Annotated in this window: 12 protein-coding genes; 9 read left to right on the forward strand and 3 right to left on the reverse strand. The window is 67.7% G+C overall.

What is annotated here, in order from left to right:
- Positions 1-256: 256 nt before the first annotated feature.
- Positions 257-1,276, reverse strand: coding sequence for a nitronate monooxygenase family protein (locus IB268_RS05730; RefSeq protein ID WP_082400790.1), 1,020 nt, complete (start codon positions 1,274-1,276; stop codon positions 257-259).
- Entirely contained in the window at positions 1,273-2,094 is an 822-nt protein-coding gene (locus tag IB268_RS05735) for an IclR family transcriptional regulator (RefSeq protein ID WP_054451842.1), read from the reverse strand. Before IB268_RS05735 ends, IB268_RS05730 begins: the two co-directional genes overlap by 4 nt.
- Before the next feature lie 80 nt (positions 2,095-2,174).
- On the opposite strand from IB268_RS05735, the gene IB268_RS05740 reads away from it, so the two are divergent.
- From IB268_RS05740 to IB268_RS05770, 7 genes are read left to right on the forward strand one after another with little or no spacing between them, the layout of a single operon-like run.
- Complete coding sequence (locus IB268_RS05740) at positions 2,175-3,368, forward strand: iron-containing alcohol dehydrogenase family protein (protein WP_192353949.1); 1,194 nt, start codon at positions 2,175-2,177, stop codon at positions 3,366-3,368.
- An 11-nt stretch (positions 3,369-3,379) separates the two neighbouring features.
- Positions 3,380-4,843 (forward strand): aldehyde dehydrogenase, encoded by a 1,464-nt coding sequence (locus IB268_RS05745; RefSeq protein ID WP_192353950.1) that lies wholly within the window; start codon positions 3,380-3,382, stop codon positions 4,841-4,843.
- 22 nt (positions 4,844-4,865) lie between these two features.
- A complete protein-coding gene (locus IB268_RS05750) occupies positions 4,866-5,831 on the forward strand; it encodes a tripartite tricarboxylate transporter substrate binding protein (RefSeq protein WP_054451839.1) in 966 nt (321 codons plus the stop codon).
- Between the two features lie 60 nt (positions 5,832-5,891).
- A complete protein-coding gene (locus IB268_RS05755; RefSeq protein ID WP_192353951.1) occupies positions 5,892-6,641 on the forward strand; it encodes an SDR family NAD(P)-dependent oxidoreductase in 750 nt (249 codons plus the stop codon).
- Positions 6,638-7,135 carry a MaoC/PaaZ C-terminal domain-containing protein gene (locus tag IB268_RS05760; RefSeq protein ID WP_192353952.1) on the forward strand — a complete coding sequence of 166 codons (498 nt, stop codon included), beginning with the start codon at positions 6,638-6,640 and terminating at the stop codon, positions 7,133-7,135. The genes IB268_RS05755 and IB268_RS05760 overlap by 4 nt, the downstream gene beginning before the upstream one ends.
- On the forward strand, positions 7,132-9,267 hold the full coding sequence (locus IB268_RS05765; protein WP_192353953.1) for an acetate--CoA ligase family protein: 2,136 nt from the start codon (positions 7,132-7,134) through the stop codon (positions 9,265-9,267). The genes IB268_RS05760 and IB268_RS05765 overlap by 4 nt, the downstream gene beginning before the upstream one ends.
- A 52-nt stretch (positions 9,268-9,319) precedes the next feature.
- Entirely contained in the window at positions 9,320-10,066 is a 747-nt protein-coding gene (locus IB268_RS05770; RefSeq protein ID WP_054451836.1) for a citryl-CoA lyase, read from the forward strand.
- Between the two features lie 20 nt (positions 10,067-10,086).
- Here IB268_RS05770 and IB268_RS05775 read toward each other — a convergent pair whose 3' ends face one another.
- Complete coding sequence (locus tag IB268_RS05775; RefSeq protein ID WP_192353954.1) at positions 10,087-10,746, reverse strand: glutathione S-transferase family protein; 660 nt, start codon at positions 10,744-10,746, stop codon at positions 10,087-10,089.
- A gap of 325 nt (positions 10,747-11,071) precedes the next feature.
- On the opposite strand from IB268_RS05775, the gene IB268_RS05780 reads away from it, so the two are divergent.
- The gene (locus tag IB268_RS05780) at positions 11,072-12,121 is read left to right on the forward strand and encodes a hypothetical protein (RefSeq protein ID WP_192353955.1); all 1,050 of its coding nucleotides are present in this window, start codon (positions 11,072-11,074) and stop codon (positions 12,119-12,121) included.
- A 198-nt stretch (positions 12,122-12,319) separates the two neighbouring features.
- Entirely contained in the window at positions 12,320-13,540 is a 1,221-nt protein-coding gene (locus IB268_RS05785) for a hypothetical protein (RefSeq protein ID WP_192353956.1), read from the forward strand.
- Positions 13,541-13,552 lie beyond the last annotated feature (12 nt).

Genomic DNA, 13,552 nt, shown 5'->3' on the forward strand with positions numbered 1-13,552 from the left:
CCTGTCTCCTGTTTTTCTGGGTTGAGCGCGCTTGCGTTGCGCGGACGGATTCTTGGGTGATCCGTTTGTTATTCGCATTGCGAATTAATAATTCGTTTAATGAATTGATGATACTGCGGCCTCGGGAGCGCCGCAATAACGGGCTTGCGGCCCGATGCCAGATCTGTTCGCGCAGGCGCATGAAAAATCCCTGCCGCGCGCAGGGCGGGGCAGGGATGCGAGGGGTGTGGAACGGCCCGTTGGCACGGGCGGGAAATCAGGCGGAATCGACCATGCGCATGAAGCGCGCGCTGGCCTGCACGCATTCCCGCTGCAGCCGCAGGACGATGCTTTCCACGGGTTCTATGCCGCGGGCAAAGCCCACCGCCGGGCCCATGGACAGCATGCCTTCTTCATGCTGGCCCGCCTGATAGGCGAGGGCCTGGGTGCGTTCGCCGCTGATCAGTTCGCCGAAGTCCGCGTAGCTGCTGGCGCCCGCCTGTTCCAGCGCGGCGACCTTGCGGGCGTTTTCGTTGTCGAGAATGCGCCAGGTGTCGCCCAGGCTGCCGAGCACGGCGCGGGTGCCGTGCTCGCTGGTGTCGACCACGCGCTGCTTGTACGCGGCGTGCGCCGGGGTCTCCTGCGCTGGCGTGAAGACGCTGCCCATCACCACGGCGTCGGCGCCCAGGGCCAGCGCCGCGGCGATCTGCCGGCCGTGGCCGATGCCGCCGCCCAGCGCCAGCGGAATGCGCAGCTGTTCCAGGGCATAGGCGCCGTTGAGGAAGGTGGGCAGCTGGTTGCTGCCGGGGTGGCCGCCTTCTTCCATGCCGACCAGCGTGACTGCGTCCACGCCCATGTTCTGCGCCGCGACGGCATGGCGCACATGCGCGCACTTGTGGATGACGATGGCGCCAGCCTCGCGCAGCGCGGGCAGCAGCGGCGTGGGCGGCAGGCCCGCCGTTTCGAACAGGCGCACGCCCGCGTCGAGCGCGATGCGCAGCCGCGTCAGCATGGACTCGTTATTGGCCGCGCGGCGCGACAGCGTGAGGTTGACGCCGAACGGCAGGCCGCCCGTCAGTTCGCCGCAATCGCGCAGCGCCTGCCGGAAGTCCTGGTCCGTGCGTGAGCTGCGCGCGGTCATGAAACCCATGCCGCCTGCGCGCACCATGGCGGCGACCAGCCGCGCATCCGACAGCCACATCATGCCGCCCAGCAGCAACGGCCAGCGTATGCCCATCAGTTCGGTGATGCGGGTGGGCCAGCGTTGCGGAATGGCCGGAGCAAGAGGCTGGGTCACACGTGCCTCCCCATCAGCAGGATGGGCTGCAGTTCATGCGCCAACTGCCGTAGCGTGGGCCCGGCTTCATCGAGCATCAGTTGCCGGGGCAGCAGCGCCGCCGGGCCGCCGCAGCTGACCACGTAGCGTTCGCCGGCGGGCAGCTCGATGGCGGCGGCGACGGTGTTGATCTGATAGGCGGGGCGCTCGTGATAGACGAAGCCGCGCTCCGGATACCGGGCGATGGCGTCGGCAATGGCCTGTTGCTCCGTGGCATCGCCGGCCTTGCCGGATGCGCGGGCCTCTTGCAGCAGGGCCTCGCGTTCCTCGGGCGAGCAGCAGGCCAGGTAGGCCCAGCCGATCGCGCTATGGAACAGCGGTATGCGCGAACCCACGCGCAGATTCATCAGCAGCGGCGAATTTCCCTGGCAGCGCAGCAGGTAGACGATGCTGTCGCCGTCGCGCCGTCCCAGCGCCACCGCGACCTGATAGCGGTCGGCCAGCGCCTGCAACATGGGCCGGATGATGTCCAGCGCTTCCTGCCCCGCCAGCGCCGCGCCGCCCAGCGCGATGGCGGCGATGCCCAGTTGCAGCTTGTCCTTGCCTGGCACGGCGGCCAGGAATCCCGTCTTTTGCAGGGTATGGCACAGCCGCCAGACCGTGGGCTGGGCCAGGCCGGTCAGATGGGCCAGTTCCGTCGTGCCCAGCATGCGCCGTTCGGCGCTGAAGCAGCGCAGGATGTCCAGCCCGCGGGCCAGCGCGGTGACGAATTGGCGGTCGGGTTCCGCGGAATCTTCGGTGGCGTCGTTCTTGGGCGCGCGAGGCGAGGCTCTTGACATGGGCAAGCTCCTTTTTTATGATCAATTCACTAAATGAATTATAAATTTGCCTAGCAAATTATGCAAGATCAGGAGGACGAATGAGCGGTCAGCAGGATTGTGCGCCACAGGCCCAGGGCGTGATGTCCTGGCCTGGCGTTTGCCATTGGGGCGGGAAGGCCCTGGCCAGAACCTTGGCGGCCGCGGGCGCGCGCCTGCGCCTGCCGCTGGTGGTGACCGATGCCGGCACCTGGGGCGCAACGGGCGCCGCGGTCGAAGCGGCGCTTGCCGCCATGCCGGGACTGCAATGGCATGTCTATGACGGCGTGGTGCCCAATCCCGCCATGGACCAGGTGCGGGCCGCGCTGCACGTGGCGCGCGAGCAGGGCTGCGCCAGCGTGCTGGCGGTGGGCGGGGGCAGCGCCATCGACGTGGCCAAGGCGGTCTACGCCTGCCTGGCGGGCGGGTTCGATGCCGACGAATTGCAGGCGCCGTGTGGGCAAGCCTGGCTGAACGCCGCCGCCGATCCCGCCGATCCGCTCTTCATCGCCGTGCCCACGACTTCGGGCACCGGCAGCGAAAGCAGCTCGGCCGCGCTGATCCAGGGCGACGACGGGCGCAAGCGCCTGTACCGTTCCTTGCGCGCCCGTCCGGCGCTGGTGGCGCTGCAGCCCGAGCTTACGCTCAGCCTGCCGCCGCGCCCCACCGCGCAGGGCGGCTTCGACGCCGTGCTGCATGCGCTGGGCGCCTGGATCAATACCGATCCTTCCCCTGTCGGCAAGGCCATGGCCTTGCAGGCCCTGCGCCTGTGCATGCGGGCGCTGCCCGACGTGCTGCGCGCCCCGGACAGCCTGCGCGCGCGCGCCGACATGCAGATGGGCGCATATATGGCGGGCCTGGCCATCGGCATGAGCAAGGTGGACGCCGTGCACGCCATGTGCACGCCGCTGGAGTCGCGCGTCCACATGGCGCATGCGGAAGTGCTGGGTCCGATCTTCAGCGTGGTGGCGCGCCACACGGCGCAGACCGCCGCCGCGCCTTACGCCGAGGCCGCCCGCGCGCTGGGCATAGCCGCGACGGGCGACGAACAACAGGACGCCCTGGCCCTGATCGAGGCGGTCGAGTCGCTGGCGCGGCTGGCGGGCATTCCCCTGCGCTTTTCCGGCTTGGCGCTGTCTGAGCAGGACGCCGCTCAGCTGGCCAGCCAGGCCATGCTGAGCGCGTCCATGCCCATCAATCCGCGCGTACTCGCGCCGGAAGAAATCCAATCCCTATACCTGCAAATGGCCGCGTAAGGAGCGCCCGCATGGATGTCATCGATTCCCGCCCCTATGAACTGCTGATCGGGGAAAACTGGCGCGCTGGCGCCGAAGGCCGCACGTTCGATACCTGCAACCCGGCCACGGCGCAGGTGCTCGCCAGCGTGCATGAAGCCTCGGCGGCAGATGTGGACGCCGCCGTGCAGGCTGCGCACACCGCCTTTGAAACGCACTGGCGCAAGACCACGCCGGCGCAGCGCGGCAAGCTGCTGCGGCGCCTGGCCGACCTGTTCGAGCGCGACCGCGAAAAGCTCGCCTGGATCGAAACGCTGAACGTGGGCAAGCCCATTACGCATTCGCTGGATTCGCTCAAGGGCATGCCGGCGTCGCTGGAGTACTTCGCGGGCATCATTCCGGCCCTGCGCGGCGAGACCATACCGGTGGGCAATGCCGACGTGCTCAATTTCACGATACGCGAGCCGCTGGGCGTGTGCGCGCTCATCATGCCGTGGAATTACCCGATGACGCTGACCGTCAACAAGCTCGGTCCGGCGCTGGCCGCGGGCAATGCGGTGATCCTCAAGCCCTCGGAAGTGACGCCGCTGTCCAGCATGGCGCTGGCGCGCCTGTTCGAGGAAGCCGGCTTTCCGCCCGGCGTGATCAACGTGGTCAACGGTCCCGGCGCCACGGTGGGCGAACGGCTGGTCACTCATCCGCTGGTATCACGGGTGTCGTTCACCGGCGGCACCGTGACCGGCGCGCGTATCCAGGCGTCCGCGGCTGCCGACGTCAAGCGCGTCACGCTGGAGCTGGGCGGCAAGTCGCCGCTGATCGTGTTCGAGGACGCGCCGCTGGACAAGGCGGCGGCCGTGGCCGCGGGCGACATCATCAAGAATTCCGGCCAGGTCTGCATCGCCTGCACGCGCCTGCTGGTACAGGATTCCGTGCGCGAGGAATTCCTTGGCCTGCTGCAGCAGCGCCTGGACGCCGTGCGCATCGGCTCGCCCGCGGACCCAGCGACCGAGATGGGCCCCCTGGTCAGCGCGGCCCAGAAGCAGCGCGTCGAGAAGTACGTGGCGCTGGCGCGGGAAGAGGGCGCGCAGCCCGTCCATTACGGCAACATGAAGCTGGAAGGCGACACGGCCAAGGGCTACTTCGTGCCGCCCACGCTGCTGCTGAACTCCCACGCGCGCATGCAGAGCGCGCAGGACGAGATCTTCGGCCCGGTGCAATCCGTGATCGGCTTTCGCGACGAAGCCGACGCCTTGCGCATCGCCAACGACACGCGCTACGGGCTGGCCGCGGTGCTGTACACGCGCGACGGCGGCCGCGCCCTGCGCATGGCGCGCGGCCTGCAGTCGGGCAGCGTGGCCATCAACACCGGCCTGCGGACGTCGTTCGATGCGCCGTTTGGCGGCTACAAGCAGTCTGGCATCGGCAAGGAACGCGGGCTGGAAGCCATCTACGAAAACACCCAGCTCAAGAACGTCAAGTACGACACCACGATCTAGCGTGGCGCCCACAGGAGACAACATGAAGTTCATCGTCAAGCTGGCCTCGGGCCTGGCCGCCTGCATGCTGGCGGCCGGCGCGCACGCGGAATGGCCCGACCGTCCGCTGCGCATGGTCATCGGTTTCGCGCCCGGGGGCGCTTCGGACATCGCGTTCAAGATGGTGCAGGACGAGCTATCCAAAAAGCTCGGCCAGCCCGTGGTGCCGATCTACAAGCCCGGCGCCAACGGCAACATCGCCAACCAGGCCGTGGCCACGGCCGAACCCGACGGCTACACGGCGCTGTGGGCCAACGTCGGGCCGCTGGCCATCAACACTTATCTCTACAAGGGCGTGCAGGTCGATCCGGGCAAGGCCTTTGTGCCGGTCACGCAATTGACCGATTCGCCGCTGGTTGTGGTGGTGCCGAAGTCTTCGCCATTCCAGACCATGCAGGACCTGGTGCAGGCGGCGAAGAAGCCCGACGCGGGGTTGTCGTACGGGTCCGCCGGGCACGGCAGTTCCATGCACGTGGCGGGCGCCGCGCTGTCGCTGGCCCTGAACGCGCCCATGACGCACGTGCCTTACAAGGGCAGCGCGCCCGCGCTGCAGGACCTGATCGCCGGGCGCCTGTCCTTCATGGTGGACAGCCGCTCCACCACCGCGCCCTTCATCAAGGAAGGCGCGCTGCGCGCCCTTGCCGTCAGCGGCGACCAGCGCGTGGCGGACATGCCCGACGTGCCCACGGTGGCCGAGTCCGGCGTGCCCGGCTTCAAAGTGACGACCTGGCAGGCCGTGGTCATGCCGGCGGGCACGCCCCAACCCATCGTCGACAAGTTCTCCAAGGCCTTGCGCGACACCCTGCAGATGCCCGAAGTGCAGGAACGCTTCGCGCGCATCTACACGCCGCTGGTGGGCAGCACGCCCGAAGCCTTCGCGGTCTTCTGGGCCAAGGAGAGGGCCGGCGCCCAGGCTCTGGTGGAGAAGGCGCGGCTGCAGGTCGATTGAACGCCGGGCCCGGGCGGGCCCGGCGTGGCAGGAACATTGAAACTCGAATGGAATGGCATCATGGATCTGGAACTGAAGGGTTGCACCGCTTTCATCACGGGCGGCGCGGGCACGCTGGGCATGGCAATGGCCAGGCGCTTCGTGCAGGAAGGCTGCAATGTGGTGGTGTGCGACGCCAATGAAGAGGCGATCGAATCCGCCTGCGCCGAACTGTCTGCCTTGGGCGGGAACGGCCTGGGCGTGCGCGCCGACGTGACCAACAAGGACGAGGTCGGCCGCGCCGTGCAGCAGGCGGTCGAGCGCTGGAAGAAGGTGGATATCCTGGTCAACAACGCGGGCTTCGCGCGCGACCGTTATCTGACCAAGATGTCCGAGGAAGATTGGCACGCGGTGCTGGACGTGACGCTGCAAGGGGCATTCCATTGCTCGCGCGCAGTGCTGCCGCTGATGATGGAACAGCGCTTCGGCCGCGTCATCAACATCGCCTCGCGCGCCCATCTGGGAAATCCCGGGCAGACCAACTACTCGGCCGCCAAGGCCGGGCTGATCGGCTTTACCCGTTCGTTGGCGCTGGAGTCCGGCAAGTTCGGCATCACCGCCAACGCGGTCGCCCCGGGCGTCATTTCGACGCCGCGCATGCAGAAGCGCCCCGACTACCAAGAGCTGACCGAACGCGCCAAGACCAACACGCCGGTCGGCCGGCTGGGCGACCCGGCCGATGTGGCCGCGACGGTAGCCTTCCTGGCATCGCGCCTGGCCGGCTTCACCACGGGCGAGACCGTGCACGTGACGGGAGGGCGTTACGCATGAGCACGCCATTCGATCTGGACGAACATCTGGGCCGCCGCCTGTACTTTGAGGACCTGGCGTCCGGGCAGTCCTGGGAAAGTCCGCGCCGCACGGTCACCGAAGCGGATGTGGTGCAGTTCGCCGGGCTGTCCGGCGACTACAACGCGCTGCACACGGATGCCGTATTCGCCGCCAGCCATCCCTTCGGCCAGCGCGCCGCGCACGGCATGCTGACCCTGGCCATCGCGTCGGGCCTGACCACCCGCATGCCGGTGTACCGCCTGATGGACGGCACCCGGCTGGCGCTGACCGAACTGCGCTGCGTGTGGCGCAAGCCCGTGCTCATCGGCGACACCATCCATGTCGAATTGAGCATAGGCGATAAGACGCTGTCGCAGAAGCGCCCCGGCACGGGCCGCGTGACCATGCAGCGCACGGTGAAGAACCAGAACGGCGAAGTCGTGGTGGAGTCGGAATGGACCACCCTGATGAAATGCCGACCGGAGGCCGCATGAGCGCCAGTCCTTCCCAGTTTGATCCCAACGTTCGCTTCGACGATCTGGTGGAGCTGACGCGGCCGCGTTCGGTCATGATCGTGGGCGCCTCCAGCAAGCCTGGCACGCTGGGCCACACCACAGTGGTCAACGTGCTGGAGCACTCGGATTTCGACGGCGAGGTGCACCTGGTCAACCCCAAGGGCGGCGAACTCTTCGGCAAACCCTTGCATGCCAGCGTGGACGCGGTGCCGGCGCAAGGCATCGACGTGGCCTTGCTGCTGGTGCCGGCCGAATCCGCCGTCGCCACGCTGCGCGCCTGCGCCGCCAAGGGCGTGCGCTACGTCATCGTGTTCACGGGCGGTTTCGCCGAGCTGGGCGTAGCGGGGCGCACGGTCGAGGCCGAGATGCTGGCGCTGGCGCAGCGCAGCGGCATGCGCCTGTACGGTCCCAACTGCGCGGGCATGACCATGCTGGCGCCGCGCCTGGGCCTGACCTTTTCCACCGAATTCCGCAACGACGGCAGGACGGGAAAGCTTTCGCGCATCGGCCTGGTGACGCAGGGCGGAGGCCTGGGCCGTTCGCTCATGCAGGGCAACGAGCGCGGCGTGTGCTTTTCGCGCTGGTTCTCCACCGGCAACGAACTGGACCTGGACAGCGCGGACTTCATCAACTGGCTGGCGCATGACCCGGGAACCGACCTGATCTGCACCGTGATGGAAGGCATACGCAGCGGCCCGCGTTTCATTGCGGCGGCGGCGGCCGCGCGCCGCGCGGGCAAGCCGCTGATCGCGCTGAAGATCGGCCGCTCGGATTTCGGCAAGAAGGCGGCGCAATCGCATACTGCCTCGCTGGCGGGCGAGGATGCCGTCAACGACGCGGTGTTCTCGCAGTACGGCGTCATCCGTGTCGAAGACCTGGACGAACTGCTGGACGTCGCCAGCCTGATATCGCGCGTGGGCGTGCGCCGCCTGCGCAACATCTGCGTGTATTCATCGTCGGGCGGCGCGGGCGTGCTATCGGCCGACAAGGTGGGCGAAGCCGGGCTGGCCATGGCCGCGCTGGCGGATGAAACCGTGGCCGAGATGGCGCGGCACGCGCCCGCCTACGCGGCCCTGACCAATCCCGTGGACCTGACCACCAAGGCGCTGACCGACCCGGATCTGGCGCGGCGCTGCCTGGCGCCGCTGTTTGCGGACCCGGGCGTGGACGCCGTGCTCTATCCCATCACCTCCAATTATTCGGCCAGCACCGAAGGGCTGGTGCGCAACATGCTGGCGGTCGCACAGGGCGGCGCCAAGGCCTTCGTGCCCGTCTGGATGAGCAGCCGCCGCGGGCCGGCGCACGACCTTCTGATCCAGGAAGGATTCGCGCCGGTCTACAGCCTGCGCAACGCCATGCAGGCGCTCAAGCGCGTCAGCGCGTACGCGGACCTGGGGGCCGACGAGGCGCCGGACGCTCCGCCCGCAGGCCTGCCGGCGGCCGCGCCTGTCGTAACGCTGCCCTGCAATGAAGCGCAGGCCAAGGCGCTGCTGGCGCAGTACGGCGTGCGCGCGCCCCGCGAATCCCAGGCGGCCACGGCGCAAGAGGCGGCGGCAGCCGCGTGCGCCATCGGTTTTCCGGTGGCGCTCAAGCTGGTGGCCGACGGCGTGCTGCACAAGAGCGAGATCGGCGGCGTGCAGCTGCGGCTGCGCGATGAAGCCGACGTGCGGCAGGCTTTCGAGAACATTGTCGCGAACGCGGCGCGGCATCAGGTGCCCGTCGCGGCCATCCGCGGCGTGCTGGTGTCGGAGATGGTGGTCGACGGCGTGGAAATGCTGGTGGGCCTGCATCGCGACGAGGTCTTCGGCCCGGTGCTGAGCGTGGGCGCGGGCGGCGTGTGGGTGGAGGTCGAGGCCGACGTGGCGCGCTGCCACCTGCCGGCCAGCCGCAAGCAGATCGAGCGCGCGCTGGACCAAACGCGCATCGCGCGCCGCCTGGCCAGCCATCGCGGCCTGCCGGCGCGCGACAGGGCGGCCCTGGTGGATGCCGTGCTGCGCATCGCGGCCTTGTTCACGGCGCTGGGAGACGACGTGCAATCGCTGGAGGTCAACCCGCTGGTGGTATTGGACGAAGGGCGCGGCGTGGTGGCGCTGGACGCCGTCATCGAATAGCAGGCCGGCGCAGCGGCCGTCCGCTGCCCGGAAAAAAACACGGAGATTTGAGATGTTCGACAGCAAGATCGGAGGCGGCGACGCCCATACCATCCTGGTGCGAGGCCATGACCTGGTGCAGGACCTGTTCCAGCGCGATTTCATCGACGTGCTGGCCCTGGAGCTGCTGGGCGAGTTCCCCACGCCGCAGCTCAAGACCATGCTCAACCTGTTCCTGGTGAGCGCGACCGACCATGGCCTCACGCCCAGCGCCTTGTCGGCGCGGCTGACCCTGCACGGCGCGCCCGAGGCCATGCAGGGCGCCCTGGCGGCGGGATTGCTGGGCGCAGGCAGCCGCTTTCTTGGCGTGATCGAATACGCCGCGCGCTTTCTGCGCGACGCCCTGCCCAAGCAGGATAGCTACACGGACGAGGAACTGCGCCGCTATGCCGAGGAATGCGTCGCGGCTAACAAGGCGGCCAAGCGCAAGATTCCCGGCGTGGGGCATCCCATACACGTGGACGGCGATCCCCGTTGCGAAAAGATGTTCGAGATCGCCAGGGACTGCGGCTATTACGGCAATTACTCGCGCTTTGCCGTCGAGTTGGCCGCGGCGGCCGCCCGCCAGTCGGGCCGCAAGATTCCGCTGAATGCCACCGGGGCCAAGGGCGCCATCGTGCTCGATATGGGCCTGACGCCGGAGTTGGGCAAGGCCTTGACGATGATCGGCCGTTCGGTGGGCCTGATGGCGCACATCATCGAGGAACAGAAGAATCCCATCGCCCAGAAGGTGTGGGACATGGCCGCCGGCAACGAGTGACGCGTCTGCCGGCCCCGGGGTCAATCCCGGTCCGGCGCGCCCAGCGGGAACAGCGGCCGGTACGGCCGCGCTTCTTCCACGGCCCGCGCGAACGATGGACGCGCAAGCAGCCGCGCCCGATAAGCGCGCAGCACCGGATACGATTCGGCGATGCGGTGCGTCCAGTCGCCATAGAACAGCGAGGGCGCGGCGGCGCAGTCCGCCAGGGTAAAGTCCTCGCCAGCCGCCCAGGTCTTGCCGGCCAGATGCGTTTCGAGCCATGCATAGGCGACTTCCAGCTTTTCCACCGCCAGGGCCAGCGTTTCCCGCCGCTTGTTCTCGTCGCCCGAGAGCGCGCCACCTACCGCATGCTGCGTCCAGTTCATGATGTGCAGGTCGAAGAACCGATCCAGGAAGCGCACCTGCAGCGCTGTCCTGGGATCGGCGGGCAGCAGGCGCTGCGGCCCGGGATGATCCAGCTGCAGATGCTCGATGATGATGCTGGTCTCGGCGATGTTGCGGCCGCCGTCTTCCAGCAGCGGGAACTTGTGCAGGGGCCAGCGGCGCAGCCATTCGGCCGCGTGCTCTGGCGTGTCGGGGCCGATGCAGCGGAACTCGAATGGAGTGCCGTTTTCGTACAGCGCGATCAGCACCTTCTGCGTGTAGGAGGAGAAGGGATGGCCGTAAAGGGCGAGCGACATGGCGGGGGTCTCCGGGCGGAATCGCGATGGACGACGCCTAGCGTCGCCGAGACGAGAAACAATCGCAACAAATAATTTCAAACCTTTTGTGTCAGCGATCCGAGCGCCCATGCGAGGCGGCGCGGCAGTACGGGGGGCCGCGGCTCCCGCCGTTATTGGCCCGGCGGCTGCGAGGCATGGCCGGGCGCTTGCGCGGGTCTGCATGAACGCCGGATCGGAGCCGGCCGGCGTGTGTTTCAGCCGCTATGCAAGGATTGCGATCTGGCCCCGAGCCAGTAGTATGCGCGCTCAACCGACCGATCCCGCTCATACCAAGGACTGATCCATGACCCTGACGCGTCCGCGACTTGCCCTGTCCGCCCTGGCGCTCGCGCTGGCCCTGTCTGGCTGCGCGCCTCATCCGTTCCTGAGCGCCGAAGGCACCAGGAACGATCCGCGCTATGCCCAGCTGCTGGATCTGATCGACGCGGCGCTGAAGGACGATATGGCCGTGGTGCTGGTGGCCGACATCATGCCGCATCGTTCGCTGAGCGACGCGTTGGAAATGACTAAATGGACCTCGCGCGTCATCTGGATGTACGAAAAGGATCCGCGCATAACTTTCAGCCGCGGCTTTCAGACCAACTCGCTACAACGGGACAAGAAGACGACCTATCTGTTCCAGGCCTTCGAGGTGCATATCCTGCCGCCGGGCAAATATCTGCTCACCGGTGGCGACGACTACAAGCTGAATGCCTTGCTTGACCAGGTCGGCGCTGCGAGCGGCAAGGAGGGTTCGGGCCGCGGCGCCAACGGCACCGCCTATCTGTCGCCCGAGCTCTATCGCGAGTTCTACCGGGAAACCAACTGGCGCGACGCTACCTATGGCACCGAGACCAAGACGCGCACGGTCTGCACCGCCGTGCACGCGGCTTCGGGCGCCTGCGTGAGCTGGAGCGAGCAGCAATACAGCGAGACCACGCAGCTCGGTGTGGCCGGCTATCGCGAAGAGACCGATTCCCGCGATATCCCCGCGATCAAGGTGCAGGCCCGCATCCCCCCGCAGCAGGCGCTGGCAAGTTTCACGCTCAAGGGCGGCCAACTGGTGCTGAGCCAGCGCATGCACCTGAAGACGCCGAGCTACAAGTACCGGCAGTCCGCCTGCCGCGCGGTCGATCCGAAGATGATCGAATGCCCGCTCGAAGATCTGACCGTCTATACGCGTCCAGCGCCCATGGAGTTCACGCAGAAGTACATCGAGCGGCTTGAGAACGTAAGCGCGGAACACCGTCAGCTTCTGGCCAAGATGACACCGATGCAGATCACGCCCTTGGGCAAGCAGGGCATGGAAGACCCGATCTGGGGTGTGCCGCTGTCGCTGCGCAAGGGCAAGTAGGCGACGAGCCTCGGGGGGCGCTGGAAGGGCCGCCCGTCATCGTAGAGAACAGGGCGGGCGCTGGCGGATTGACAGGCAAAATCCGCTTCCCGATCCAGAGCGGAACTGGAATTAGCGTTATCCTGCCGCCAGACTAGATCGTCGGCTGCCATGCCTACCGGGATGGCGCCGATGCCGCGACCGGCGAGGACTGCGCACTTGAAGCAAATCCGGCACTACCTGTTTGGCATCATCGTCTCCTTCCTGCTGGCGGGACTGCTGGCGTTCCTGGGCATCGTGTTCGTCTCCAGCCCCAATCTGGGCTGGGGCGCGCAGGCGCTGTTGAGCTATGGCGTGTTGTTCGGCGGGCCTCTGGCCCTGGTGCTGGCGCTGTGCTGGATCATCTACATGGTGCGCGATAAAGGCCAGGTGCCGGGGGGCGTCCACGCGTTGATGTTCCTGCCTACGGTGTTGGCACTTGCCATCGTGCCCGTCAGCGACTCCATCGAGCAGGGCAGGTGGGACCGTTTCCAGGCGTCGCACCCAGCGATCGAGGAAGCGCATGTCAATCTGAGCGGGCGCACGATCTGGACGGACCGGAGCGGCGGGAGCGTGTCGTCGGGCTCGTCGCCGTACCTGGAGCCCGGGTCGGTGGCTCAATACATGTTTTCGCGCTTTCGCCGCTATCCGAACCAGGGGGCCGCGGCCAGCGAGAATTTCCCCTACGACGGCGCGCGCCTGAAGGACGGCGTGGATCGCTACGTGTACTCCAGCCAGGACGGAACGCCAGGCGCGTCCGTGCCGCTGAAACGCCAGCCGTATCCGGATATGGGCAAGCTGCCCTCGGCGTCCGCGCAGGGCGAAGCGGAGCTGGTGGTTTATCACTATTACCACTATGCCGATCACGTCGAGGTGGCGCCGGGCATCGCGCGCTTCGCTGGCACCACCGACGACCGGATGGAGGCGGCCGGGATGCCCGGGGTGGCGATATTCGGCCTGCAGAACCTGACGCCGCAGACCATCGCCCGGGTGGAGATCAACGGCCAGGCCTATGACATGGGCTCGCAGGCGGCGCGCAGCGTGCTGCGGCAGCCTTGCGATCCGGTGCGTGGCGGTAGCCCGGTCCTGCTCGATCTGGAGCAGCCCTTGCGGGTGCGTTGGCAGACGCTGGAAGAACCCGGGACCTGGCGGGAGGCGATAGTGAGCGTGCCGGCCTTCAGCGCGGCGAGCGGCAAGGACCCAGGCAAGGGCCTGCTGCGCGTGCGGCTGTACTTCCTGCCGGATGAGACGGTGGCTGCCGAACGCTACAGGGAGATCCGCGCGCGCGGCGAACTCTCCGTCCGCGCTACCGGCCTGCCCGCCGCCGCGCAAGCCTATACGGGCTGCGGCGGCGCGTATTCCGGCTACAACCCGCAGACGGTGAAGCTGCTGGGCAACTGAGGCCTGCGCGCG

The organism is Achromobacter sp. ACM01 (assembly GCF_014851745.1).
Taxonomy (GTDB): domain Bacteria; phylum Pseudomonadota; class Gammaproteobacteria; order Burkholderiales; family Burkholderiaceae_B; genus Achromobacter; species Achromobacter aegrifaciens.